This is a genomic window from Kocuria sp. HMSC066H03 (assembly GCF_001812045.1).
Classification (GTDB): Bacteria; Actinomycetota; Actinomycetes; order Actinomycetales; family Micrococcaceae; genus Kocuria; species Kocuria rhizophila.
In genome coordinates this window covers 357,550-383,768 of record NZ_KV807509.1, presented here as the reverse complement: position 1 = coordinate 383,768, position 26,219 = coordinate 357,550, and the positions used below count along the sequence as shown (strand labels likewise).

Genomic DNA, 26,219 nt, shown 5'->3' with positions numbered 1-26,219 from the left:
TCAGGTCGCGTCCTCCGCACACCCTGCCTAGGAGTGGGTGCGTCGAACGGAGCCAGGTTTCGTGAAATGCGACGGCGTCGGCTATCGCGATCCAGTTCGGGGCGACTGTAGCGACGTCAGGGTCGTGTGACGCCAGCGGGGAGGGTGACGCGGTGGTCGGTGATCCAGGCCTGCGTGTCTCGTGTGGCGATGCGCTGGAAGACGATGCGCAGGATGGCGTCTTGGACGATGCGTTGCATGGAGCCGACTGTCTTGGAGCTGCTTGAGCGTGCTCCTTCGGCGACGATGCGTTCGACCCGGCGGCGCCGCTGCTCTTCGAAGGTGGTGAATGCACGTTCGGGCGTGGTCTCCGTGTGGAGACAGGAGGCGAGGACGACGGCATCTTCCAGTGCCATCGAGGCGCCTTGGCCTGAGCTCGGGGCGGGCGCGTGGATCGCGTCACCGACGAGTCCGAGGCGTCCTCGGTGCCAGGTGGGGACGTGGGGCAGGTCGTAGGTGTTGTCGCCGGCGAGTTCGAGTCGGCCGGTGGTGATGAGGTCGTGGAACGGGCCGGGGTCCGCGGCGGCGAGGTCGGCGAGCAACGTCTGCCAGACCGCCGGGGGAGTGGTGGCCCGTTCCTGGCGTGAGACGGGCTGTCGTGGGACGTTGACGAACCATACGACATCACCGGCCGGGGTCGGCAGTGCGCCGAAGAACGCGCGCCTGCCGAAGACCAGTCGCCACGCGCCTGGTTCCAGGCTTGCCGCGAGCGCGGTGCTCTCCGTGATCCCGCCGAAGTTGGCCAGCCCCATGTAACGCCTCGTCGGCGCTTGTGGGTCGATCGCGGAACGTACCACCGAGTTGATCCCATCGGCCCCGAGCACGAGGTCCCCGGCGATCGTCTCGCCTGATTCCAGTGTGACGCTGGCTCCGCGATCGTCCGTGGATGCGCCGGTCACGCGTGACTGTGAGCGCACCTCGATGCCCCGCTGCCGTGCCAGGTCCGTCAGGGCTGCGGCCAGTCGCGTTCGCTTGAACGACAGCGCCACCATGCCGTCCTCGCGTGCGGCTCCCAGGGGGATGATGCCGAGGGGGCGTCCCGATGCGCTCGCCATGACGTTCCGAACGGTGGGGACCCCGAGCCCGCGAACCTGCTCCAGCGCCCCGATCTCATCGAGCGCGGCGACACCGTTGGCCGCGATAGTGAACCACGACCCGACCTCGCCCCTGTCGGCCGGGTTCGCATCCAGCAGAAGGGGTTCGATCCCCACAGCCTGCAACGCCATCGCCGTCGCCGGACCCGCGATACCTCCGCCCACGATCACCGCACGCATCCCACACTCCACTCGTTCGATGGTTGGATACTTCGATAATCGAAATGGTGTCATGAAGTCTAGATCTGAGTCAACCCGCACCTTGAGCCGGGCATGGCGCTTGTCCGATTCCCGCTGTCGGTCCTGCGCTCAGCGCTGGATTGCGTCCGATGCGGCGATCACGAGGTCGGCTCCGAGCCCCGATGGTGAACGGGGGTGGCCGGGCGGCTGATGGACCGATACCCTCGTCGCCTCAATGACGTGCGCACACGAGAGTCGCTGTCATCCCTTGACGCCGTCTCCGCCGCTGCCTCGCGCTCGGACAGGCCGTTCGAGGGGCGATCGAGGTCGCGCCATTCATTCCCGAGCTGAAGCAGCTCGGGTCACCACCCGAGCCATCCCCGTTCGCCGATCACCGACGCGCGGATGGAGTCGGCGGTGGCGATGACGAGGAGGCCTTGCTGATCCGCATTGGGGACCGTCATCACGACGTATCCGGCCGCGTCGACCGTGACGGTGTCGATCCCCGCGCCGGACGGGACATCGAGCCGCGCCTGCGCCGTTCGGGTCTCGAGGTCGGCGACCTGGTAGGTGTACCTGCCGCCGTCGTGGGCCTCGGACACCGCGAACCCCTGGTCGGAGCCGGCTGCGTATCCGGTGCTCGGGTCGAGCACGATGTTCGCGGTCCAGGCGTCGTCGGGCGCCCAGGAGGCGTGCAGCATGTTGGTGTCGGGCACGATGCCGGTCAGCGGGTCGGGCTCCGGCTCCGGTCCCGGCAGCCGAGCCTTGTAGTTCGTGGCGTCTTCCATCGTCTGCGAGTACAGGAACCGATCGGGCTCGCTGGCGGTGAGCTCGCCCTCCCAGCGGAGCGAGACCTCCGCCGGCGCAGGCTTCGCGGTGACAGAGCCGACGGGGATGGCGAGGACGGCGTCGTCCCGGTCTCGCAGCACGACCTGCCGGGATGGCTCGTCATAGGCGTACGAGGTGCGTGAGGCGACGTAGTCGTCCTCCAGCCCCGGTACCTGCTCGTCGCGGGCCACGACGCCGCCCGTCACGGCATCGAGGATCACCAGCCCGTCGTCCATGCGGACGTAGGCGTAGCCGCCGCCCACGGCGAGGGCCTCGGCCCCGATCGACGGGAAGTCGTTGGAGAGCATCGTGTCCCACAGGCGCTCCCCGGTTTCGAGGTCGAACGCGATGGCCTGCACGCTGTAGCCGATCGAGCCGATGCGGAAAAGGTCGACGTGCGGGAAGGTGTCGGTCTCGTACGCGAGAACCGCGACATGCCTGCCTCCGACGATCTCTCCGGTGGCGATCGCGTTCGACGGCCGCGTCCCGGCTGGGCTGGTCGTCGTCTCGACGAGGGTGACGACGCCGGCGATCGCGAGCAGTGGCACCATCACCCAGACGGCGGGCATCAGCCACCGACGGCGCTTCCTGTCGCCGTGCGGATGCTCGCCGTCGGCAGGCGAGCGGGTCTGCTTCGTCCGATCCATCCCCCTCCTTCCCTGTGACTGGGATTCTCCCATTGGCGCGGGAAGCCCCGCCGCCCAGACGTCCGGATGGGTTCCCTTGCCGTGCAGGGGGCGCGGCAAGCGATCCTCGACCTCACGCTATAGGCCCCACGAAGGAGCCTAGCCGCGCCCGAGGACCGCAATATCGGTTGGCGCAGTCCCGTGAGCACGGTGCCGGCCCGTTCCTGTCGCCTGTCCTCTGCCGTGGCGACGCCCCCATGTTCTTGCCACGAGCTGTTCTCGTGGAAGCAAGGAAGGCTGTGCTACTCGGGCTTGAACGCGCGCGGACATGTCGCAGCCTCCTGCGCTCCTCCCGGGCGCTTCTCCGGCTCTTGGGCGCGCCGCGGCCGTATCGCATGTGCGGCGCGGCCGAGACGGGGATCCGTGACGGTGATGGGCGTCCGCGACCATGGCGTGCCGCGGCCATCCGATGGCGGGCGCAAAGCCGGTCGGTGCCGCGTCAAGGCGCGCGCAGGCTTGAGGGGGATGAATGGAAGGCGCGAGTGAAGGCGTAGGAGAAGGCTGCCGGAGTGGCGTAACCGAGTCGCGCAGCGACGTCGGTGACGCTCTGGTGGCGCAGCAGTGGGATCGCCGCGAGGAGCCGGGCACGTGAACGCCATGCGGCCGGGCTCATTTCGGCCTCTTCCCGGAAGCGGCGCGTGAAGGTGCGTTCGCTCATCCCGGCTTCGCGTGCCCATACGCGGTTGTCGACCGCCAGGTCGGGGTCGGCAAGGTAGTGGCGGCAGAGCCCGGCCAGGGCTGCCGTGTGAGGGATCGGGACGTGCAGCGGTACCTCGTTGAGTCGGGACGTCTCGTGCAGGATCAGCTTCAGTAACGCCTCGTCGCGACCGTCGAGTCCGCCGCGGGGGTCGATGTCCGACGCGGCCAGCAGCAGTTCTCGCAGGAGCGGGGTGACCTCGACGACCCGGCACTCGGCGGGCCACCACGGCACCGCGGTGGCGTCGATGTAGAGACTGTTGGTCTCCACGTCGACCATCCGCACCTGATGTCGCGTGTCGGGAGGGATGAGCACGGCCCGCTCGCCCGGAACGGTCCAGGCGCCATGATCGGTCTCGACGAGCATCGTCCCCGTCGCGGCGTAGAGGAACTGCGCCCTCCGGTGTTCATGCCACCCCAACAAATAATCGGGTGGATACACGGTGGCGATCGGCAACACCGCAACCGGCAGTGCATCGACCTCGGCCAGCGTCACGTTCCGCACCCGACCAGACTACCGGCTGAAACTCGATATTTCTCGTCCGGCAATCGAATGCGGGCATGGCGGAAAGCCGGTGGAATGGGTTCAGTGACCGTTCTCGTCCTTGTTCTCATCGGTGTTCTCACTGGCCTGACCACAGTCCTGTTCGGCTTCGGAGGCGGGTTCGTCACTGTCCCTGTCATCGTCTGGGCCGACGCCGCGCTCGGCTCTGCGGCGGGCACGGTCGCTGTGGCGACGTCCGCGATCGTCATGGTCGTCAACGCCGCGGTCGCCACCACGGCCACGCCCCGCGTGGTCCTCGCCCGGCTCCGAGGCCGTGGAGCGCTCCTCGGCCTCCTCGCCGCAGGTGGCCTGGTCGGCGCCCTCACTGCGATGGCGGTCCCGGCAGAGGTGCCGTCATGGGGCTTCCTGATCTACGTCGCGGTCACGATCATCGACGTGCTCGTCCGCCCCGGATTCCTCCGACCCGTAGGCCTTACGCACGACGATACGTCGCAGCGCCGGATCCCGACCGCGTGCGGCGCCCCGATCGGCGCGGTCGCGTCGTTCCTCGGCGTCGGCGGCAGCGTCATGACCGTCCCGCTCCTACGCCGCGGCGGCCTGCCCATGGGGCACGCCGCCGCGCTCGCGAACCCGCTCACCCTCGCCATCAGCATCCCCGCCGCTGCCGTGTTCCTCCTCGCACGCCACACGACGAACACGGACGGCGCGGTGTTCGGTGTGGGCATCGTCGACCTCGGCGCCGCCGCGCTCCTCCTCGCCGGCGCGATCCCGATCATCGTGCTCCTGCGCCGCCGCCCTCCTCGTATCCCCGACCGGGCTCATGCGTGGGCTTACGTCGCCCTCCTCGTCGTCGTGCTCCTGGCAATGGCCGCTTCGCTGCTGCGCGAAGGCTGAAACACCGTCTCAGGGGCGCAGGTGAGCACAGAGAGCAACCGGACACCAGCAGGGGAGGCCGCATCGAGTTCTCGCCAATGAATGGCCCGCTGACCGTCGTCGAGAAGATCCGCGTCCCGGGTGGCACCCGCCGACGCGCATGCAAACCTCGTGCCCCTCGTGGCCGCTCGATCCGTAATCGGAACCGATCGCGCCACGTGACCCAGTCAGTCACGCCCTGAAGTGACGTCCCTCTGCAGGTGGATGGCAGGTCCTGTCCGCGACGATCACCGTCGCGACAGGCCGTCCCCGACGCGAAGGCGCCACTCGTGCCCGCGCACACGAAGGGCAGCACCCGAACCGCGTGAGTGAGGAACTCCGATGGCGGCAAGAGTCGGTGCTCGGCGGTCGATGCTGAGCGGGCGACGAGATCCTTGTGGAGCTAGAACCAGATAAGGTGTCAGGCGTCGATGCCGCCTCGGCCTACCCATTCGCTCTGCTTGGCGTGCGCGTGGCCGAGCGCTGCGTCGAAGCGGGTGTCGTATCCGGCGAACCTCGTGAGCACGGCGGTGAGTCGCGCGATCAGCGGGGCGAGGGCGGTGGTCAGCGTGTCGAGCTCGCTGAGGACTCGCGCGTGCGAACAACTTTCGAGGGCGGCAACGCATCTTGCCGCACCCAGGCGTGCTGCTCGACCTCGCGCAGCACCGTGATGGCCTTGTCGTGCCCGACCCCTGTGCGGTCGGTGACCGCGGCGGAATCGGCGAATCCGAACAGCTTCCGCGACGGCGTACGGAACCACGTCGTAAGAGGCCACACGTCTTTCAGACGAGGCGCGAGCCGTCCCGAGTCGCATTGGATGCGATCGGGCTCGCGGGCTCACCTGCCCTCCGAACGCCGGCGGAAGGAGCAGCCCAGGTGACGGTTTCGATGCGCGTGATGAGCGCGGGCGATGGGTACAAGTACCTGTTGAAGTCCATCGCCGCGGGCGACGGCGACCGGAGCCTGAGCACGCCGCTGACCCGCTACTACGCGGAGGCGGGGACGCCGCCGGGCTTCTGGGTGGGCTCGGGGCTGGGCCAGCTCGGGCACGGCGAGCTGGTCGAGCGAGCGCAGGTCTCAGAAGCTCAGCTCGCGCTGTTGATCGGGATGGGCCATGACCCGATCACGGGCGAGCCGCTGGGCCGCTCCTACCAGCAGTTCGCGTCAATCGGAGAACGGATCAAGCAGCGCGTCGACGCCCTCGACCCCGAGTTGGGGCCGGCGACTCGAGCGCAGGAAGTAGCTGCGATCGAGGCGGAGGAAGCCGAGCGCGGCACCCGCCGCGCGGTAGCCGGTTACGACTTCACGTTCAGCGTGCCGAAGTCGGTCTCCACGATCTGGGCGGTTGCCGACGCCGGCACCCAAGCCCTGATCGCGGACGCCCATCATGCGGCGGTTGCAGAGCTGGTTGCGTTCCTCGAACGCGAGGTTGCCGCAACCCGCGTCGGTGCAACCGGCCCGGACGGCGCGGTTGCGCACGTCGATGTCGCCGGAGTCGTGGCCGCGGCGTTCGATCACTACGACAGCCGCGCCGGCGACCCGCAGTTGCACACCCACGTCGTCATCAGCAACAAGGTCCTGACCGTGCAGGACGGGCGTTGGCGGACCCTCGCGGGCCGCCCGATGCACGCGGTGGTCGTCGCGGTCTCCGAGCTCTACAACGCCGCTCTGGCCGATCAGCTCACCCGTGTCCTCGGCGTCGAGTGGGAGGCCCGCGAACGTGGCAGGGACCGGAACCCGGCATGGGAAATCGAGGGTGTGCCCGACGAACTCGTGGCCGAGTTCTCCACCCGGTCACGGCACATCGAGGCCGAGAAAGACCGCCTCATCGCGGAGTACGTCGCCAAGCACGGCAGGCAGCCCTCATCCCGAACGGTGCTGAAACTGCGGGCACAGGCGACACTCGCCACGAGGCCGGAGAAGGAGGTCCGCTCGCTGGCCGATCTCACCGCCGAGTGGCGACAGCGCGCCGGCCGGGTGCTGCGCCGGGAAGCGAACGGCTGGGCGCGCACCCTCACGACGGCGAACGCACAGGCACCACGGCGAGTGCTGCGCGCCGACGACGTGCCACTGGATGTAGTGCGCGAGGTCGGGCAGACCGTGATGGAGACGGTCGGTGAGAAGCGCTCGACCTGGACCCGCTGGAACCTGCACGCCGAAGCATCCCGGCAGTTGATGGGGTGGCGGTTCGCCAGCATCCAGGACCGGGAGGCGATCACCGGGCTCGTGGTCGATGCCGCCGAGCACGCTTCGCTGCGGCTGACGCCGCCGGAGCTGGCGTCGAGCCCGTTGCAGTTCCGCCGCATGGACGGCACCTCCCGGTTCCGCCCGCACGCCTCGACCCTGTTCTCCTCCGAAGCCCTGCTGGCCGCCGAAGACCGACTCCTGACACGCGCCGCTGACACCTCCGGGCAGGTGGTGCCGTTGGAGACGGTCGAGAGGATCGCCCGCAGGCCCGACGCGCGCGGCCGGGTGCTCGGCGAGGATCAGGCCGCGGCCCTTGCCGCGATCGCGGTCTCCGGTCGTGTCGTGGACGTGCTGGTCGGTCCGGCTGGGGCCGGGAAGACGACAGCGATGAACGGGCTCCGGCGGGCGTGGGAGAAGGAGCACGGCGCCGGCTCGGTGATCGGGCTCGCCCCCTCGGCGGTCGCCGCGCAGGTCCTTGCCGATGACCTCGGCATCGCTACCGAGAACACGGCGAAGTGGTGGCAGAACCACATCATGTACGGGACTACGTTCACGGCCGGGCAGCTCGTCATCATCGACGAGGCGAGCCTGGCCGGAACGATGTCGCTGGATCGGCTCACCCGTGAAGCCGAGAAGGCCGGCGCGAAAGTCCTCCTGGTCGGCGACTGGGGCCAGCTCCAATCACCCGGCGCCGGCGGCAGCTTCGCGATGCTCGTGCACGATCGCGACGACGCCCCCGAGCTGACCGATCTGCACCGCTTCACCAACGAGTGGGAGAAGACCACTTCGCTCCAGCTCCGCCACGGACGCGCCGAGGCGATCGACACCCTGATCGAGCACGGCCGGATCACCGGGGGCGATGAGGAAGCGATGATCGACGCCGCCTACACCGCATGGCGACGTGATCTTGCCGCCGGGCGCGCGTCGATCCTGGTCACCGAGACCCACGCGACCGTCACCGAGCTGAACGCCAGGGCGCGGGCGGATCGGATCATCGACGGCACCGTGAATCCCACCCGCGAACTGCCGCTGCGCGACGGCACCGCGGTCTCGGAGGGCGATCTGGTCATCACCCGCGAGAACGACCGGCGGCTCCGTAACGGCCGAACGTGGGTCCGCAACGGCGCCCGCTGGATCGTCACCGGGGTTCGGGAGGACGGGTCGGTCAGCATCCGCCCGGCCGGACGCAGGTTCGGCGGCGGGATCGTCCTGCCGGCCGACTACGTGGCCGAGCACCTGGACCTCGGCTACGCGATCACTGCGCACCGCGCCCAGGGCGTGACCACCGACACCGCGCACGCGGTTGTCACCGCCACCACCACGCGGGAGAACTTCTACGTCTCCATGACCCGCGGCGCCCACAGCAACCACGCCTACGTCGCCGTCGGCCGAGAAGACGTCGAACACGCGGTGCCGCATCCCGGCGACAACCCGAACATCACCGCCCGCTCGATCCTCTACGGCGTGTTGCAGCACATCGGTGCCGAGCTGTCCGCGCACGAGACGATCGCCGCCGAGCAAGACCGCTGGGGCTCGATCGCCCAACTCGCGGCCGAGTACGACACCATCGCGCAAGCCGCTCAGCACGATCGCTGGGCGACCTTGCTCGCCGCGTCCGGGCTCACGGTCGAGCAGATCGAAGACGTGCTCGGCTCCGACGCCTACGGCGCGCTGTCGGCCGAGCTGCGCTACGCCGAGGCCAACCATCACGACCTCGACGCGCTGCTCCCGCGTTTGGTCGCCGCGCGGAGCCTGGACGATGCCGACGATATCGCCTCCGTCCTGCACGCCCGCGTCGCGCGCGCCACCGTCCGGCCCGCTGGCTCAGGCCGCACTCGCAAGTCCCCGAGGCTGATCGTCGGATTGATCCCGCACGCTGGCGGGCAGATGACCGAGGACATGCGGCAAGCCCTGGACGAGCGCCACGAGCTGATCGAAGCCCGCGCCGACGGCGTGCTCCGCGGTGCCCTCAGCGATAAGGAGCCGTGGGTAGCGAAGCTCGGCACGGTGCCGAAGGACAAGAAGCAACAGGCGGCATGGTGGCGCGCTGCTCGCACAGTCGCGGCCTACCGCGACCGCTATCAGATCACCGACACCAGCACCCCGCTCGGCACCGAACCAGAAAACACCAGTCAGAAGATCGACTCCATCCGCGCCCGCGCCGCCCTCAACCGCGCCCAAGCCATCGCTGCCGACAACGCACCGGCGGAGCAACACCGGACGAACGTCGTGGTGCGGCAGGGGCCGAGCCTTTAAGACCGCCGTCAGCCAACCATCTGCGCTGCACGGTCGTGAATCATCGAGCGGTACTTGCGGGGCGTCACGCCGATGCTGCGGCGGAACTGACGTGCCGCGAAGTCAGGATCGCCCCAGCCGACCTTGCGGGCGATCATCGAAATCGGATCGTCTGTCGTGCGGATGAGGCGCGCCATCCGTTCCGTCCGTAGCATCGTCAGATAGGCGATCGGTGACTTGCCGTAGGCATCCACGAACAGTCGGCCAACCTGCGACTTCGACAGATGCAGTTCGGCGGCGAGGTCGCCCACCGACCAATGCCGAACTGGATCGCTCCGCAGCAGTTCAGCGCCTCTTCGTGCCTCTCGCCGTAGTGGGGAGAACCGGCGAACGCGCGGAACCGCCGGCCACGTCGTCGCTCGTTGCGTCGATGACAGGCGCGTATCCGACGTTCTGATGAACGGCGCGATCACGTGTGCGATGGAGAACCACAACGCCTGCACCCGGTAGAAGTTCTCGACCGGCCGGTGCTCAGTGCTGAGTGCCACCAGCTCATCCAGCCAGGGCTCGAGCGCACCGGCCCGACCTTCACCGAGGCGAAGTATCTGCGCGGGCTCGGTATAGATGGTGGCGGCGAAGTCTTGCGCGTCCAGTCGATCCTGCAATAGGCCGACATGCTGCCAGAACACCTGGTCGATCACATAGTCGGTGTCCGCGCAGATCGTCGTGACGGTCACCTGCTCTTCCGATTCCCCGCCACAAAGCGTGTTCGCGGCCAGCAGGATCACGTCGCCTACGTTGATCGGTTTCTGTCCGAACTCGCTGAGCAAGATCGCGCTGCCGTCGCGAACGACCGTCACGGTCACGCAGTTGAATGCCAGAGGCGCGACGGCTGCGCGGATCACTCTGGTTCGAGCTACGACTGGCTCGAACCAGAGTGATCCGCCGTGAAGAGGTGACATCGTGCTGTCGAACCCCGTCGGTGCCGGGTCTTCGTTCCGTGGTCGGTCCTACATGCCGGTTCCTTGGCGCTGGTTTGCGCTGCGCAACCACAGGAGCAGCGCGAGGCCGACGAGTGCTGCGCTGGTCAGGGCGATGCCGTGGGTTCCGACGAGGTGGAGGGCAAGGCCGCCCGCGATGGGGCCGATGATCGCTCCGATGTTGAGTGCTGCGGTGGAGTATGCCCCGGACATGGTTGGAGCCGATTCCGCTTCGGCCATGATCCGCGCGATCAAGGTGCTGCCGACGGCGAAGGACAAAGCGCCTTGCGTGAATGCGAGCGTCCACAGCAGGGCGGGACTGACGGGCGCGAGGCCGAGCGTGACCCAGCCGACGAGCAGGATGGGACTCGCGAGCCCGAGCAACGGACGCCAGTGACGGTCCCCGAGCCGGCCGGCCACGGTGACGCCGAGAAAGGCACCGATCCCGAACAGTGCCAGGAGCCCGGGAATCGCAGCCTCGCTTGCGCCCGCCGGTTGGGTAGCGATCACCGCCAGGTAGGTGAATGTGCAGAATGTCGCTGCGTTGACCAGGACCGCCAAGGTGACAGCGAGCTGCAGCGGTCTCCGGCGCAGTACCGACAGTTCGGCGCCAAGTGTCGCCGGGGTGGTGGCTGTGGCACCGGGCTCGGTCCGGGTCGGCGTCGCCACAAGCACGGCCGCCAGCGCGGGCAGACAGATGACGGCGATCGCCCACAGCGTCATACGCCACCCCAGCATCTCGCCGACGAGAGCGCCGAGGGGGACGCCGGCGATGAGTGCGAGGGTGGTGCCGCCGAGGATCACGGCCAGAGCGCGGGCGCGCTGGCCGGCGGCCACGATCCGACCGACCGTCGACAAGGCCACGGCGAGGAACCCGGCGTTCGCGAGGGCGGCGACGAACCGGGTCAGCAGGAGGACTGTGAAGGAGTCGGTGAGCGCCCCGATGATGTGGGCGATCACGAAGATGGCGAGGAACCCGGTCATCGTCCACCGCGGCGACAGTCTCCGGCCACCGGCGGCCATCGCGGGTGCGCCAATGACCATGCCGACCGCGAACGCGGAGGTCAGCAGACCGGCTTGGCTCAGCGACACGCCGAGCTCAGCGGCGATCGCCGGCAGCAGGCCGGCCAGGACGAACTCGGAGGTTCCCTGGGCGAAGACAGCCAGGGCGAGCAGATACAACAAGAAGGGCATAAGTGTGCTTCCGAAACATGAGAGAGCGGGTACGGGTGCGTATGGCACGACCGGTGTTTCGGATGCGCAAGCTCACACAGACGCGACGCCAAGGAGCGCACGCGAGAAGAGGATGAGGGAAAACGCCAGCATCACGGGCTACCGGTGTACCGGTAGCCCCGCTCTGTCTGATTCAGGCGATCCCATGCCGTCAAGACTACCGGAGAAGCATCGCCGACACCTCGGTGCCCAAACTACAACACCTTGATGCGGGGTGACGGAAGTCAGAGCGAGGGTCCCGGTGCGCCCGAAGACGGCCACCGGTAGCCGAGGTCCCGTCCAAGCTCCGATCGCGCAACAACGCGGTTTGGGGCGTTGGAATCGAGCAGAGCGATCACGTCGCTCGGCTGAGTGACGAGCACGGCGAAGCCTTGCTTGATGAGTTCGTTCGGTCCGGCACTGGCGACGCTGGTCACCGGGCCGGGCACCGCGCCCACGCCCCGGCCGAGTTCGCGTGCGGCGATGACAGTGGTCATCGACCCGGACCGAGGGCTGGCCTCGGGGATCACGGTTAGACCCGAGAGCGCCGCCAGCAGGCGGTTGCGAGCAAGGAACCTATACCTGGTCGGTGCGGCTCCCGGCGGCAGCTCGCTCACCAACAGCCCGACATCCCCAATGCGACTCAGCAGCTCACTGTGCCCGGCCGGGTAGGGGCGATCCAGCCCGCCGGTCAGGACCGCGATCGTCTGACCGCTCGCGGCGAGCACGCTCTTGTGCGCGGCGCCTTCGATCCCGTAGGCACCACCGGAGACGACGACCCGTTCTTCATCAGCCAGGCCCATCGCCAGCTCGCCGGCGACGTGCTCGCCGTAGGGGGTCGCAGCGCGAGCGCCCGTGATCGTGGCCCGATCGCTCAGCGGCGTCGTCAAGAACGAGGCCGCGCCGCGCGTCCACAGCAGGTACGGCGCACGCTCGCCCAGGTTGTTCAGGCCGGCGGGCCATTCCTTGTCCGCCGGGATGAGCGTGCCGAACCCGTGGCGCTCCGCCTGAGCCATCTGATCCAGCAGACCGGGCGTGACCCGCGCCGTCAGTCGTTCGCGCCACATCAGTGCGTCGGCGCGGGCCAGGCCGGGCACCTCGTCGTCGGACTCGATCAGCCGCAGCGTCTCGACCCCGCCGTGACGGGTGAGGACGTGGCCGGTGGCCGGGTCGTTAGGTTCGGCGATCATCGACAAGGCGATCCGCGCCATCCGCTCACCCTGCACCTGCTCCGCCAACGTCGCCATGATCGGTGTCCCTTCCGCTCCAAGGTCACCGACGAGGTACACGCCCGGCTGCCGCCGGGGTTCCCTCTGTCGCGAGTCAGTCGTAGACTCGGTAGCGAGGCAGATTCAGTAAACTACGCGGGTCCTTCGGGACGGCCCCTCGCGGGCACTCGGTTCATAGCCGCCTCCACGACGGAACACCGTCGCGCTATGACGAGGAATGAGGCCCGCAATGCTCCGGACGTGCGTGGCGCTCAGCGCACGAGGCTATGGCGTACTCCGCTACGCACCCACGAATCTGCTGCTCAACGCGATCCGCACACGGCGCGGCCTGAAGTGGGGCGTCCCCGCGATGCTGCTCGCCGGGGTCTACTTCTACGCCGCGGCGATCTGCACCACGATCATCAACGACGGCGGCCCCGGCTGGCTCTACCTGCTGGTCCTGCTGTTGGTCTGGAACGCCTTCAGGTTCCTCTGGATCGGCCCCGTCAGTCTGATCCAGCTCATAAGTGTCCGTGCGGGGGAGCGTCGCGAACGGCAACCGGTGCCGTCCTCGCGGTGACGCGCAGGCGAGCCCACCGCGCCGTAAGGCACTGACCACGACACAGTCGCATTCGGTTGGCGCGTCCCTTCGCGGTGTACCGCATCGATTCGGCGTGTCGATGGCTCTGTGATGTCGTTACGAGTAGTATCCGTTACATGCAGGACCTCACGAGCCTCAGCGACGCGGGCCTCACTGACGTTGATCGAGCGCTGCGTCATGAGCGGCTACGTCGCCGTAAGGCGTGGCGTAACTGCGAGCGCTGCGATCAGGCGTTCCTCGGTCGAGGTGATGCGCGCTTCTGCTCGGCTCGCTGCCGAGTCGCCGCGCATCGAGCAGGGAAGGAGTCCTGATGAGTGACACGCTGCGGGTTGTCGCGTCACGTCGGTACGGAACGCTCTCGCCGCTCCGCTATCCGGGAGGAAAGGCGGCGCTCGCTGGCTTCTTTGGCGACATCATCGATGCCCTCAGGGTCGAGCGCGCACGCTATATCGAGCCATATGCCGGTGGCGTGGGAGCTGGGATTGCGTTGCTCCGCGAGGGCATTGTCGAAGAACTGGTTGTCAACGACATTGACCCTGCGGTGTACGCCTTCTGGAAATCTGCGGTCGGAGACAATGCCAACTTCGTTGAAATGGTTGCGTCCGTCCCACTCACGATCGCTGAATGGCAGAAGCAGCGAGAGATATACAGATCGCGCGATGAGCGAGATTCACTCCGCCTCGGGTTCGCCTTCTTCTTTCTGAACAGGACCAATCGTTCAGGGATTCTGAATGCCGGAGTTATCGGCGGTCAGCGGCAGGAAGGGAGATACAAGATTGACGCCCGCTTCAATCGTGAAACGCTCATCGAACGATTGACTGCGATCGGAGGCCTGGCCGATCAGATCACGGTCTCAGACCTTGACGGCAGGACAGTGATCCAGCGTTACGCTCAGGACGATCGAGCATTTATGTACATCGATCCGCCCTATGTTCAGGCAGGGTCTCAGCTCTACCTCAACGCGTTCGACGGGCGCGATCACACAGCCCTCGCGGCGATCGTCAATACGGTTGAGAAGGCGCACTGGCTCATGACGTATGACACGGCTCCACTGATTGAGAAGCTGTATCGCGAGCACTTCCAATGCCGCTTGGAGCTGACCTACTCCGCGCGGTATCCGGGGCAGGCCGAAGAACTGCTCGTTGCATCGCCCGCGGTCGCCGGTGTGGTCAAGGCGTTGCAGGGGCAGACTGTAATGGCGGACGCAACAAGCGCCTGAGCAGCGGATTGACCACCTTCCACGCCTGCCGAACGTCCTCTGCGGTCACTGACGCATCTGCGCTGTGCGCGATGAGATTGAACCACTGGATAGAGCCATGTTTGTGGGCGTTTCCCGACTGTATGGCGCCGATGGTCGATTTGAGAGTCTTCTCCGAGCCATAGGTTTGCGCGACCACTTTGAAAACCGCACTCAACTCGCCTGTCGCGGGCGTTGCGGAGCCCTCGAAATGGACTTTGATGGTGGCTTCGAGAACAGAGCGCAATAGGATCGCGGACGCGATAGGCAAGTTTCCCAGGTTGATCCGTCGTAGCTCGAAGTAGCGCAGTTTGAGGTTCAGTGGTGCGTTCTCGTAGTCGAGGCCAGACAGATCGAGCGTGTCCTTTGTGTCTGGATGGTTCGGTCCACGGCTTCCTGCTCCGCTCGGAGGCTCCGGCTGGGGTGGCGTTGCCCCGCCGGTCGCGCTGCCGGGACCGCTTGGAGGCATTCCGTGGCTGCCACCTTGCGACGGTCCAGGCGGAGTCGGTGGTGCGGGCGCGGCGGGTGATGGTGTCGGCGTTGCTGTAGTGGGTACACCGTTGAGACGGTCCACGAACGGCTGGTAGGCGTCATCACGCTTCTTGAGCTCCGGAGAGCGGGTGTTGAGCCTTCCAGCGCGAAACTCCCCGACTAGATACTCCAATGCACCGAGCTTCTTCTTTGGAAGTTCCGACGCGATCTTTTCGGGAGTTGAGGACCGAGGAAGCAACATGCCGTCTCTATCGAACTCCACCCCGATCGCAGCCGCGATGTCCTTACTTCGGTACGCGTACTCAAAGGCCGACATCGCCAAGTCGTCGCTGGCGGCGTACTGCCGGAGGGTGTGATCGGAGAATGGCGCAGCGGCAAGGAAGCGTCGCATCACAGCCATCTTCATGAACCTTGCGACCTCGACATCGGGGTACTGCGCCTTGACGTCCTCCACAGTCGTCTGGTCGTCCACGAGTGAGTAGTAGAAGGTTGCTTGTTGGTCGCGGCTCCACCGCTTCTTGGAGATGCCAGTGTGCAGTCGGGCAACGTGCGGGGCGGCGGTCGCGCGATCAGTCGCCACGATCACGCGGATTCGCTCGGGGAGGTTCTCTGCCTCGACTGCGTACCGCTTGAGCAGTGAGCGAACCTCGGCTTCGTGACCAGGCACGATCGTCGGGTCGTAGAGAGCCTTGAGTGCGCTGACGCGCCGGTTGCCTTCCAGGACGATGTACGAAGGCGGCTCGTCCCGTGACTCCGCCGCGATCACGATCGGCACCTCGTTGTCGAAGTAGCCGTCGCGGAGGATCAGCCGCGCCGCGCCGAGGACGTCCTCGGAAGCGAACAGATACTTCAAGGCTCCGGCTTCATCGTCGCGACGCGTCGGGATGCGGTAGTTCTCCAGGTCGAGCAGGAGCCGGCTCAGTTCGACCTCCACGATGGGTAGCTGCTCGTAAGCCATGTCCAGCCTCGTCTCGATGATTCGTCCGGCGATCTACGCCCTCGGTGCCGAACGGACGAGAGCTGTCGTTCAGTCCTAACCGTAGCCGCGCGGTTTCGCGATCGGGCTGAGACACGTCGAGGCGCATCAACCGGAGCTCCGCTGATGCGCGAACGCACGAACTGGTTGCCATAGGCGCCCGTGACGCCGTGACAGTTCTCGACGCGGGCAGGCGCCCAGGCACGGGACCACGGTCATGCAAATCACTCAGCATGCCGGCGACGCCGCGTGGGTCGCCTGAACTGCGGAACCAGACGGAACGAGGCCGAGCTGCCGCTTCGGACGCTTGTACGGAACCTGTCGTCGCGTGTCTCACGGGACGGCCATGGTGCGTCGCCGCCTGGTACTGACCACAGTCCGTGGGACGATAGGCATGGGAGCCGCCGGTTCCGAGCGGGAGAAGGTCCGTTGATTCACGCTCATCGTCCCGTTGCGAGCCGAGCGCTCAGCTTGCATCGGGGGGGGGTATGCAAGGAGTAGCCAATGAGGGTCGCGCGCATCCGTATCGGACGCTTCCGGGGTTATCGCCATGCAGCGCTCGTGGTGCCAGAGAACATGGTGCTTGCAGGTGAGCCGCAGGCGGGCCGCACTGACATCGTCGAGGCCCTGCGCCGGGTTCTCGACGCCCGCAGTACTCGGTCCCGCGTGAATCCTCTCGACGTCTACCGACCTGCTGACGGCGATGAAGAGTCCTTGACGGAGGTAGAGGTGACTCTCCTCGACCTCGGGGAGGACGTAGAAACTCTTCTCAGCGAGAATCTGGAAACGTTCGACCGGGCAACCGGGGAGATCGCCACGCCAAGCAACGCGGGCGACGCGGTTCTGGGCGTACGTCTGTGCTATCGCGCACGATATGACCTCGATACGGACACCGGTGAGCACTGGGTGGATTACCCGGCGCGAAGTGATCCCGCTGCCGGTGTGTTCAAGAAGGCGAGCCGGATCGAGCGTGAGTCTCTGCCTGTCCAGTTCGTTGACAGTGCGCCGGCTCTCCAGCTGCGGGCAGAGGGAGTCCTGAGAGCACTCCTTGCTGATGCCGATCCTGGTGGCCTGGACAGCGCCCTCACCGATCTGGATTCGGCCGTCCATGCTGCAACCGGGTCGTTCTCTGAGACGGAGGTGGTCACTAGCGTTCTGGATAAGGTAATTGATTCCGGACCGCAGGCTCTCTTCGGTATCGATGACTCCGCCGACATCAGTTTTCTGGCGGATGACGGTTCTATGGCTGCCCTCCTCAGAGCGCTTCAACCAGCGATCTCGATGGGTGCGGCCGGGGCCCTTCCCGTCCGTTCCCAGGGGTCGACTCTCGAGAGTGTGCTCTCGGCCGCTGAAGCCATCGCAGCCGCGCGAGATGCACAATCAGGCGTCGTCATCATCGGCGATGACTTTGGAGATCGCCTTGACGCATCTTCATCTGAACACATGGCGCGGCTCATCCACGTAACGGCAGGGCAAGCGATCCTCACAACGCGCCGTCCTGAGGTAGTACGAGCATTCGATCCCGGTGAGCTGGTTCGGCTCACGGTCAGCCACGGCGAGAGACGACAGCACCAGCTCTCTGCAGTCACGGACAAGACGGGCCGAGTCAACCGGAGGCTCATCCTGGAGCAGCTTCTCGCAGCGCTGAGCGCGAGAACCGTTGTCCTCCTGGAGGGGCCGCTCGATGTCGAGGGGTACGGCGCGCTCGCGTCGCGGCTCTTCCGGAAGACGAACGAACCGCACCACAGCCTCCCCGCTAACGGCATCCGCCTGGTCGCCCCGCCAGGGTCAGACGGAGGAGTTACCCGGCTCCCAGCCATTGCCGAGATCGCCCTTGAACTCGGATTCCACGTCCGAGCGATCGTCGACAATGACAAGCCAGGACACGAAGATCCAGCAGTCGGAGTCCTTGCAGGAATGGTCGAACAACTCGTCGTGCTTCCCACTCGCACCGCCGTGGAGGCCGCGCTCATCCGCGGCGTACCTGGAGATCAGCTCCGAGAGACGGTCGAGACCCTGGAAGACTTCGGCATGCCTGCCCTGCCACCCGATCTCGGCGACGACGACATCGCGGACCACCTCATCGCGACGAAAGTGATCAAGAAGCAGGGGCTAGGGGCAGCCTGGGCTCACGCACTGACACGACAGCCGCCGATCGCGCGGTCCGCGATCGAAGCAGTCTGCGGCGATACGCTCGGACGCATCGACATCCCTGATCTGCCATGACATTCGCCCCGCAGAACCCGGAGCAGCAGCGAGTCGTAGCGACGCAGGCCGAACTCACTGTCGTGCTCGGCGGAGCGGGTGTCGGAAAGACGACCAGCGCGCTCGCCGCAGCTCACGCCCATCTTGAACGAGTAGCAGAAAGCGAACCCCACGATCGGGTCCTGTTCCTCTCGTTCTCTCGTTCCTCGGTGGCGCGCATCGCCTCCCGCGCAAATGAGATTCTCGGCCGCCGAGGCTCCCAGGTGGACATCATGACGTTCCACTCGCTCGCGTTCTCCGTGGTCCGGAGATTCGGGAATCTGGTCGGACACGGCGACGCCGTCCTCGTCAGCCCCGCTCGCGAGAAGCTCGGGCTGGCCCAGCACGAGATCGGATACAGCAGGCTCATCCCGCTCACACTTGAAATCGCTCAGGCCGCACCTGCTGTCGCAGAACACCTTCGCACCCGATGGGGCCTCGTAATCGTCGACGAGTTTCAGGACACCGGCGATGCGCAGCAAGACCTCCTTCAGCTGATTGCCCGCGACAGCAGGTTGATACTGCTCGGCGACCCGAACCAGTGCATCTACACGTTCCTCGCCGAAGACGGCGTCAGAGTGGAGCGCATCGATGAAGCCTGCTCGGCCGCTGGGACAGAGAACACCATCCTGCTGCCAGAAACCTCCTTCCGAGACCCCTCCGGGATCATCCCGGCCGTCGCCAACGCCATCAGGGGACGCCTGTTCGGCTCAGAGGCCATCGCGGCCGCCATCCAGGACGAAAGACTGGTCATCCAAGACGGAATACCACTCTCCGACGAGACCAGTCAGGTCGCACGGGTCGTTAGCGAGTTGGCCGCGGAAGATATGGGCGTGGCAGTATTCACGCACCATAACGACATGCTCGCGGCTCTCTCGGATGCACTTGAAGCCGCCGGGATCGAACATGAAGTTGCTGGTCTCAGTGACGCGCTCGCCGCCGCTCTCGACGCCCAGACAGCGATGGCGCGATTCCACACCGGCGATGGCACCTGGGGAATTGTTCTCGAAGCGATAGCCGTGTTCCTGACGAGCGCGCAACGTGGGCAGAAGGCGCCCCCCATCGCGTACCAGGTGATGAACGGTTCAGGCCCCACGACCCTGCAAGCTCGCCTGAGCGCTCTTCGAGAGCGTCTCTCCGAGGCGGGGTCCATTCGGGAGGTAATCGAGGTAGCGGCGACGGCACACGACGCGCTCGGACTACCGCAGAAGTCGGGCGCCTGGCAGCAAGCAGCCACCCTGCTCTCGGTGATGTACGCGCGAGCGGCACGCACGAGCAGCGCCCGCGATGACCGTCAGATGGTTGCAGCGATCTGTGCGGAAGCTCGTGAGGCGAGTTACGCGGCGCTCACGGACTCGGCGCTGAGCCCGCGAGAGGTTCAACTAATGAACCTCTACCAGACGAAGGGACGCGAGGCCGACGCAACCGTCGTGGTGTTGCGGGAGGGAGACTTCATGGGCTACGAATCGGAACCGTTCCCCACAACAAGTCGGCTCCTCTACGTGGTCTTTTCCAGAGCCAGACACAAGATCGTCGTGCTGCTCGTGGGCAACAGGTTCCACGCCGCCGTAGCGCCTCTCGCGGCTCTGGCCGCGAACTGAGCTTGCCTACGAGGGGGACCAGAAGGGGACCAGAATCATGCAATCCATGCATCCCGTGACGTGTTCTGCATGATCTGACGCCCGGAATCACGCGGAATCCGGGCAGACCGGAGCCGTCTGGACGCCTGGGGGTCAAGGGGTCGCAGGTTCAAATCCTGTCAGCCCGACAGAAAAGCCCAGGTGAGAGCAGGTTTCTCACCTGGGCTTCGTCGTTTCTGTTGTCCTTTTCGGAGGGGTTTATGGAAGCATCCGACCGCAGGTGCTGATGCTCTCCTGAACCCTTCGATTGCGGCCATTGTGACGAGCCGGGACCTGGCCGGGACCTGGAGCCCGTTTTGGGCCGCGATCGGCAGCCTTGTCATCGCCGAGGTGCCGTCGCTCGATTGGACGTAGCGGGGCTGTCGCGGTCGGGGTTTTCGTGTCCGTCGAGGAACGCGTTGGCGCGTGCGGCAGCGTCGGTGAGGTGCCTGGTGTCGGGGTGGAGGTACCCGCGGGTTGTCTCGATTGATTTGTGGCCGAGGATGCCTTGGAGGACGTGGAGTGGGATGCCTGCGTCGGCGAGCCAGGTTGCCCCCGTGTGGCGGAGTCCGTGCCGGGTGAGGCTGGGTAGCTCGAGCTCGGTGACGAGCTGGTCCCACTTCGTCGCATCCCGCACCGATGCTGTGGTGAGGACCCCACCGCGAGGGCCAGTCAGTAGCCGCTCGCTGGGCTCGCGGTCGTGGGTGAGTCGTTCCAGTACGGGTGTGAGGGCCTGCAGGATGGGGACGTGGCGGATGTCTCGGCCCTTGGTTTGTTTGGTGACGAGGCCTCCCCGCGCCGGGGTAGGTTTGGCGGCGGATCGTGACGATGCGTTGATCCCAGTCGATGTCGCCGACTTGGAGGCCTGAGATCTCGGAGCCTCGCGCGGCGAGGAGAGCGCCGAGCATGACGAAGTCGGAATAGCTCTGATGCACCTCCCCACACCGATCCGCCAGAGTCGTGAGGGTCGAGAGGTCTTTGAGTGCGTGCACGCGTGGCGAGAGGTCGGGAATGCTGAGCCTTTGGTTGACTCGTTTCCTTATCCCGCCAGGCAGGCGGGGTCTTTCATGATGGTCTCGAACTCGATGGGGGTCAACTTCCCGAGTCTTCGTTGACGGCGGCGTCGGTGGTAGCGGGCTTCGATCCAGTACACGATCGCGAGGCGGAGGTCTTCGCGGGTGGCCCATTGCTGCTGGTTGAGGACGTTCTTCTGCAGCAGGCTGAACCAGTTCTCCATTGCTGCGTTGTCCGCGCACGCGCCCACTCTCCCCATCGATCCACGGAGCTTGTGGCGACGCAGCGTGCGCCGGAATCTGCGGCTGCGGAATTGACTGCCCCGGTCCGAATGCACGATCACTCCGGCCGGGTTCCCGCGGCGTCCGACGGCGTCCTTGAGCGCGTCGACGGCCAGGCGGGCTTTCATCCTGTCGCTAATCGAGTAGCCCACGATCCGGTTGCTGAACACGTCCTTGACGGCGCACAGATACACCTTGCCCTCACCGGTTCGGTGTTCGGTAATGTCGGTCAGCCACAACCGGTTCGGAGCATCCGCGGTGAACTCCCGATTCACGAGGTCGTCGTGCACGGCAGGACCCGGCCGGCGATGCTTCCTCCGGCCCTTGCGGCGGTGCGCGGCCGAGAACATGCCTTCCTGCGAGCACACCCGCCAGACGCGGCGTTCCGACACGTCCCAGCCGTCGTCGATGAGCTCGTCCGCGATGAGCCGGTACCCCTGGCAGCGGCCCTCGTCCCACACGTCCCGCGCGGCGTTGATCAGATGCGCCTCGTCCCAGTCGCGATCGCTGAGTGGCTTGCGCAGCCACTGGTAATACGCCTGCTTCGAGAAGCCAAGGATCCTGCACGCCACCGCGACCGACACTCCGGAACGAGTGCCGGCCGCGGCCAGTTCACGGACGAGCGGGAACACTATTTTGGGGACGCGGACCCGATCCGCAGATTCGCTTGCGACAGATACGCCGCAGCCTTCCGGAGGATCTCGTTCTCCATCTCCAACTCGCGGATCCGCTTGAGCATCTTCGCCTGCTCACGCTGCCCTGCTATGTCGCCCGATGCTGCGGGCGCGATCCCGCGACCGGCGAGCTCGGCGTTGCGCACCCACGCCTGCAACGCAGACTTCGAGACCCCCATGTCCGCGCAGACCTGCTTCTGCGGCATCCCCTGCGTGAGCACCAGAGCGACCGCGTCGCGCTTGAACTCCTCTGAAAACTTCACCGGCATGACTTCATCCTTCCCGCCCCGATCGATCAGATCAAAGCAGTCCCGGAGTCAACCAAGGCTTCAGCATTCCCGTCCGTGATCGAGGACGTTGCGGACGACGGTTCCTTCGAGCGGTTTCCGGGCGATGATGATCGGTTCAAACGCGGGCCGCAACGCGGTACCCCAGCCGTCCCATCGCTGGGCGTTGCCGGTGACCGGGGTACCTTTGGATAGGACGGTGCGGGTTGCGTTGAATACCCCATCATGGTCGGTGGTCTGCACGATGCGGTCGGTGCGGTATGCACCGTGGTGCTTGTCGATCGCGTGCGCGAGGTCCATGCTCTTCGGCATACCGGGTGTGCAGCCACGCAATCTGGTCACGGATCTCGAACCCTGCATTCTCGATTCCGCGCACCATGCGATGCCACGTGCGTGCACCACCGAACGCTGCAACATGCGCGCCCGGCTTGTAGTGCGTGCAATGCCCCCGCAGCCCACGCTGTGCACCACGCTTCGAACACTTCCGGTGCACTCATTGCAGACGTGTCCATGTGCGGGAGGGATTCTCGGAACCCGGACGCGTCGTCCCAGGAGTGACCGTTGAAGCTCAACCCATAGGGCGGGTCCGTCACCAGCGCGTCGATGCTCGCCTCAGGCAGGAGCGGGAGGAGTTCGACGGCGTCGCCGAGGTATACGGTAGCCCGTCCCTCGGCGATGACCGGGGCGGGGAGTTCGGCGAGCCGCGGAGGGGGCGGCGGTGTGCGGTCTGGCATGGCGGTGGCTCCCTGCTGTTTGGGGCCTGTTCGCCTTCGTGTGCGACGAACAGGATCACTCAGCAGGTACGCGCCATGCAGACGGCTATACCGCGACACAATCCCAGCGCCAGATTCCGGCCGCCTGCGCTTGCTCACTCGAATCCGTCACCCGGAGTCGATCTGGCTTCGCTGATTCCCGGTGCGCTCATACCTCCACACACGATTGGCTATCAACGACCGAGCCCCTGAGGGCGTCCTTGTCATCATGCCTGTGGCTCAACGGACCGTCTCTGGCATGACCGAAGGAACTGCTGTCGATCTGCGATACAGGTTCGCGTAGACGCTCGGCGGCACGCCGTACCGCTGTTTGAACGAACGGGATGCCATCGCCATATCATTCCAACCCACGACCGCTCCAGCTTGACCCACAGTCAAGCTCGTCGTTGCGAGCACCTCCGCCATCCTGTCCGCTCGAAGCTGCCGAAGAAACTCCGCTGGTGAGACACCAACCTGGGTACGAAACAGCCGAGCCAGATGCGACGGGGACAATACGATCTCTCGGGCGAGCTCATCGATCCTCCAGGCCCGGCTCACATCCGCGCGTAACAGTGAGATGGCTCTGGCTACCTCACGACGTGGGGCCGTTCTCCAAGGGTCGTCATTTCCAGCGTGCACGCCGCTGAGCCGACCGACCGCATCGAACACATCGAAGGCCATCGATAACTTCGCAAGGTCTCCTACGATGTCTGTGGGGTGCGCCAAGCGTACGAGTAGCGGCGCGAGCTTGCGTACCGCGGCGCTGGCAAGTTGCAGAGTGCGCAACTTAGGATCGCCGTGCAGTGCGTGGTGGATGTGGTGGACGAGGGGATGCGCGGCAGGCAGCCATCGCAGTTGATCAGCCAGATAATCGGGATGGAAGTAGAACGTCACCGTGCGCGCATGCCCGGTGGGGAAGCCTCGGCATTCCACCTCAGCCGGGATCGTCAAGATGCTCCCGGGCTCCAGGCAGATTTGTTCTGACGATGAATGCACCTGAGCCCAACCTGAAATGTTGAACACGACTTTTGTCGCGGTCGTCGCAACTGGGCCTGAAGGTTTATCCGCCCTCTGATCACGGACTACCAGCGGCGTGCTGGTGGGTCCAAGCGGAGGCGCGCCCAAGGTTGTCACGATGGTCACCCTCTTCCAGATTCCTCGGCGTCGAGCGCTGTCGAGGCGAGGGTGGCGGTGTGACGAACTCTTGGATGATGGTCGGAGAGGCGTGTATGCAGAGCATTTCCAGTTCTGCTCTCCCGACGTTCCAGAATCGATGGTTGGTGTTTGCCGGGACGGTCACGATGTTGCCGGTCTGCGCCAGCAACTGTTCGTCGCCTGCCTCGATCCGGACCTCCCCCTGGAGCACCACCCATGTCTCGGTGTAGGGGTGCCAATGAAAATCTGGGCCTTTCCCCGGTGGAGTATGAACCCAGAACATCGACACATCGGCGCTGTGGTCGGCTCCTTCGAACCGTGAGGTGGGTGAACCAGGAAGTTGCAGGGCGCTTCGGTCGACGATCGTGATCACTGCGGTTTGCTCGCTTTGCCATCGAGCCAGAGCATGTCGGATTCGTCGCGGTGCGATCCGGTGGTGCCGACGTGTCTGCTGTCGATGCGCGCCCCTTTCTTGATGACATGGACAAGCGCCATTCCGTGGCCGCGGCCAAGTCCGTAGTCGTCTTTGAGCCATTCGAGGATGACGGTTGCCTTAACCTCGGGTGCGTCGTAGCCGCGACTCTTGGCGATGTCGAGAAGCTGACGCGGCGTGAGGCCGGTTTTGTCTTCAATGGTGTCTAGATATGCCTGGAACGACATCTGATCTTCCTTTCTTTATTTCAGCGAGAGCCAGCCTGCGATGGCCGGTCAGCAGAGTTGTAGGTGTGAAGCACTGCGCAGGAGTCGAAACTCAGCGTGGATGCCAGCGTGAAGCGAAGACTTTCAACCATCCTTGATTCCCCTGCAGAAGCAAGAGCGGTGGTGTTCATGCCGTCCACTCTTCCGCGGGCGGCGGCTCATATCATCGCTCACTCGGGTGAGACCGAATCACCCGGACGGGTGATCCGAGGAACTACAGCCTGGAATTAGGGTGGTTGCATGCACATCCGTCAGGCTGAAATCGACGACGCTGAAGAGTTGGCCCGCATACTGAACAGCATCATTGCCGAAGGCGGAAAGACCGCGATCGATACTCCGCTGTCCGGCCCCGAGCTCGCGGAATGGTTCATCACCGGCCCCCACTGCATCAGCTGCCTCCTGGCAGACACCGATGAGGGGTTCCTCGGCTTCCAGGCCCTTGAACGCTTCCATGCGGACCTGCCGCACGACATGGCGGACATCGCCACGTTCGTTACTGACCGTGCGAGAGGCTCGGGCATTGGTCGGAGCCTGTCACATGCGACCGCAGCCATCGCAGGAGAAAACGGAGTACAGCGCATCCGCGCCGTGATTCAACGCTCGAACGAGGACGCGATCCACTACTACCGCTCAGTCGGATTCCATGACGATACGGCCAATATGACGAGTAGCTCAGTCACCTTGATACGACCTACGGCACCAGGGGGACGTTGAGAATGACAAGCCCTAGCATCTCTCCGTCTGCGCTTCGAGATGACTGATCGGCCCGACTCGATGGCCCCCAACGCAAGGGAGCGTCCCAGCGGCGTGTTAGAGCCGGCCGTCAGGGGAGAAGACCTAGACCCAGTTGCACATAACCGCCTCGCCTGGGATCGTCTCGTCGACAGCGATATCGAATGGTCGCGACCGGTCGGCACTCACAGCATCGAACGCGCACGCGAGGGCGACTGGTCCGTGGTCCTCATCGGCCATGAACCGACGCCGCGCGATTGGTTTCCCGCCGAGTTGGTCGGCGTTCGCGTACTCTGCCTCGCTTCTGGTGGAGGTCAGCAGGGGCCTATCCTCGCAGCCGCGGGCGCGACCGTAACGGTGTTCGACAACTCTCCCAAGCAACTTGCCCGTGACGACGAGGTCGCCACACGTGAGGGGCTCGAGATTCACACTGTTCTGGGCGACATGCGCGACCTCAGCGCTTTTAACGACGACGCATTCGACATCATCGTCAACCCCGTGTCGAACGTGTTCTGCCCCGACCTCGCTCCGGTCTGGGCGGAGGCGTTCCGTGTCCTCCGGCCCGGCGGACTGCTCCTCACCGGGTTCATGAACCCCGACGTCTACCTCTTCGATGAGGTGTCGCTCGATCAACAAGAACTCGTCGTGCGCCATCCACTTGGCGGATTCAACCGGTCAACGCAATGGGTGCTGT

20 protein-coding genes and 1 pseudogene are annotated in these 26,219 nt (G+C 65.7%); 8 read left to right on the top strand and 13 right to left on the bottom strand.

Annotated elements, in window-relative coordinates:
• Positions 1-116: 116 nt before the first annotated feature.
• From HMPREF2833_RS10475 to HMPREF2833_RS10465, 3 genes are all read right to left on the bottom strand, one after another.
• Entirely contained in the window at positions 117-1,313 is a 1,197-nt protein-coding gene (locus HMPREF2833_RS10475) for an FAD-dependent oxidoreductase (RefSeq protein ID WP_070637998.1), read from the bottom strand.
• A 362-nt stretch (positions 1,314-1,675) separates the two neighbouring features.
• Positions 1,676-2,788, bottom strand: a complete 1,113-nt coding sequence (locus HMPREF2833_RS10470) for a PA2928 family protein (protein ID WP_070637995.1) — start codon at positions 2,786-2,788, stop codon at positions 1,676-1,678.
• Positions 2,789-3,266: 478 nt separating this feature from the next.
• The gene (locus tag HMPREF2833_RS10465) at positions 3,267-4,019 is read right to left on the bottom strand and encodes an AraC family transcriptional regulator (protein ID WP_219620220.1); all 753 of its coding nucleotides are present in this window, start codon (positions 4,017-4,019) and stop codon (positions 3,267-3,269) included.
• Positions 4,020-4,112: 93 nt separating this feature from the next.
• On the opposite strand from HMPREF2833_RS10465, the gene HMPREF2833_RS10460 reads away from it, so the two are divergent.
• Positions 4,113-4,922, top strand: a complete 810-nt coding sequence (locus HMPREF2833_RS10460) for a sulfite exporter TauE/SafE family protein (protein ID WP_210387059.1) — start codon at positions 4,113-4,115, stop codon at positions 4,920-4,922.
• 906 nt (positions 4,923-5,828) lie between these two features.
• Positions 5,829-9,383, top strand: coding sequence for a MobF family relaxase (gene mobF, locus HMPREF2833_RS10455; protein ID WP_070638553.1), 3,555 nt, complete (start codon positions 5,829-5,831; stop codon positions 9,381-9,383).
• Positions 9,384-9,391: 8 nt separating this feature from the next.
• Here mobF and HMPREF2833_RS10450 read toward each other — a convergent pair whose 3' ends face one another.
• The 3 genes from HMPREF2833_RS10450 to HMPREF2833_RS10440 form a co-directional block, all read right to left on the bottom strand.
• The gene (locus HMPREF2833_RS10450) at positions 9,392-10,228 is read right to left on the bottom strand and encodes a helix-turn-helix transcriptional regulator (RefSeq protein ID WP_246829144.1); all 837 of its coding nucleotides are present in this window, start codon (positions 10,226-10,228) and stop codon (positions 9,392-9,394) included.
• A 144-nt stretch (positions 10,229-10,372) separates the two neighbouring features.
• Positions 10,373-11,536: a Cmx/CmrA family chloramphenicol efflux MFS transporter gene (locus tag HMPREF2833_RS10445; protein WP_070637989.1), complete on the bottom strand. Its 1,164-nt coding sequence runs from the start codon at positions 11,534-11,536 to the stop codon at positions 10,373-10,375.
• A 263-nt stretch (positions 11,537-11,799) separates the two neighbouring features.
• Complete coding sequence (locus HMPREF2833_RS10440) at positions 11,800-12,801, bottom strand: DNA-processing protein DprA (RefSeq protein ID WP_070638547.1); 1,002 nt, start codon at positions 12,799-12,801, stop codon at positions 11,800-11,802.
• Positions 12,802-13,012: 211 nt separating this feature from the next.
• Between HMPREF2833_RS10440 and HMPREF2833_RS10435 the strand changes: the two genes are divergently transcribed.
• Entirely contained in the window at positions 13,013-13,342 is a 330-nt protein-coding gene (locus HMPREF2833_RS10435; protein WP_070637987.1) for a sulfate permease, read from the top strand.
• A gap of 331 nt (positions 13,343-13,673) precedes the next feature.
• The gene (locus tag HMPREF2833_RS10430) at positions 13,674-14,582 is read left to right on the top strand and encodes a DNA adenine methylase (RefSeq protein WP_070637984.1); all 909 of its coding nucleotides are present in this window, start codon (positions 13,674-13,676) and stop codon (positions 14,580-14,582) included.
• On the opposite strand, the gene HMPREF2833_RS10425 is transcribed toward HMPREF2833_RS10430, so the two are convergent.
• A complete protein-coding gene (locus tag HMPREF2833_RS10425; RefSeq protein WP_070637982.1) occupies positions 14,533-16,050 on the bottom strand; it encodes a hypothetical protein in 1,518 nt (505 codons plus the stop codon). The genes HMPREF2833_RS10430 and HMPREF2833_RS10425 overlap by 50 nt on opposite strands.
• A gap of 522 nt (positions 16,051-16,572) precedes the next feature.
• Between HMPREF2833_RS10425 and HMPREF2833_RS12435 the strand changes: the two genes are divergently transcribed.
• Both HMPREF2833_RS12435 and HMPREF2833_RS10405 read left to right on the top strand, forming a co-directional pair.
• Positions 16,573-18,294, top strand: coding sequence for an OLD family protein (locus HMPREF2833_RS12435; protein WP_114116244.1), 1,722 nt, complete (start codon positions 16,573-16,575; stop codon positions 18,292-18,294).
• The gene (locus HMPREF2833_RS10405) at positions 18,291-19,913 is read left to right on the top strand and encodes a UvrD-helicase domain-containing protein (RefSeq protein WP_083311014.1); all 1,623 of its coding nucleotides are present in this window, start codon (positions 18,291-18,293) and stop codon (positions 19,911-19,913) included. Before HMPREF2833_RS12435 ends, HMPREF2833_RS10405 begins: the two co-directional genes overlap by 4 nt.
• 358 nt (positions 19,914-20,271) lie before the next feature.
• Here the strand turns inward: HMPREF2833_RS10405 and HMPREF2833_RS12215 are convergent, their stop codons facing one another.
• The 6 genes and pseudogenes from HMPREF2833_RS12215 to HMPREF2833_RS10385 all read right to left on the bottom strand — a co-directional run bounded on the left by HMPREF2833_RS12215 (position 20,272) and on the right by HMPREF2833_RS10385 (position 24,754).
• Complete coding sequence (locus HMPREF2833_RS12215; protein WP_246829120.1) at positions 20,272-20,874, bottom strand: tyrosine-type recombinase/integrase; 603 nt, start codon at positions 20,872-20,874, stop codon at positions 20,272-20,274.
• Between the two features lie 96 nt (positions 20,875-20,970).
• A pseudogene (locus tag HMPREF2833_RS10400) lies at positions 20,971-22,169 on the bottom strand (IS3 family transposase).
• A 60-nt stretch (positions 22,170-22,229) separates the two neighbouring features.
• A complete protein-coding gene (locus HMPREF2833_RS12210) occupies positions 22,230-22,487 on the bottom strand; it encodes a hypothetical protein (RefSeq protein ID WP_083311013.1) in 258 nt (85 codons plus the stop codon).
• Between the two features lie 692 nt (positions 22,488-23,179).
• A complete protein-coding gene (locus HMPREF2833_RS12430) occupies positions 23,180-23,962 on the bottom strand; it encodes a helix-turn-helix transcriptional regulator (protein WP_141756185.1) in 783 nt (260 codons plus the stop codon).
• A 52-nt stretch (positions 23,963-24,014) separates the two neighbouring features.
• Complete coding sequence (locus tag HMPREF2833_RS12200; RefSeq protein WP_246829119.1) at positions 24,015-24,467, bottom strand: cupin domain-containing protein; 453 nt, start codon at positions 24,465-24,467, stop codon at positions 24,015-24,017.
• On the bottom strand, positions 24,464-24,754 hold the full coding sequence (locus HMPREF2833_RS10385) for a DUF4287 domain-containing protein (RefSeq protein ID WP_070637958.1): 291 nt from the start codon (positions 24,752-24,754) through the stop codon (positions 24,464-24,466). The genes HMPREF2833_RS12200 and HMPREF2833_RS10385 overlap by 4 nt, the downstream gene beginning before the upstream one ends.
• A gap of 279 nt (positions 24,755-25,033) precedes the next feature.
• On the opposite strand from HMPREF2833_RS10385, the gene HMPREF2833_RS10380 reads away from it, so the two are divergent.
• Both HMPREF2833_RS10380 and HMPREF2833_RS12195 read left to right on the top strand, forming a co-directional pair.
• Positions 25,034-25,507 (top strand): GNAT family N-acetyltransferase, encoded by a 474-nt coding sequence (locus tag HMPREF2833_RS10380; RefSeq protein WP_070637955.1) that lies wholly within the window; start codon positions 25,034-25,036, stop codon positions 25,505-25,507.
• Between the two features lie 93 nt (positions 25,508-25,600).
• Positions 25,601-26,219, top strand: a 619-nt coding sequence (locus tag HMPREF2833_RS12195) for a class I SAM-dependent methyltransferase (protein WP_210387058.1), incomplete at its 3' end; no start/stop codon positions are given.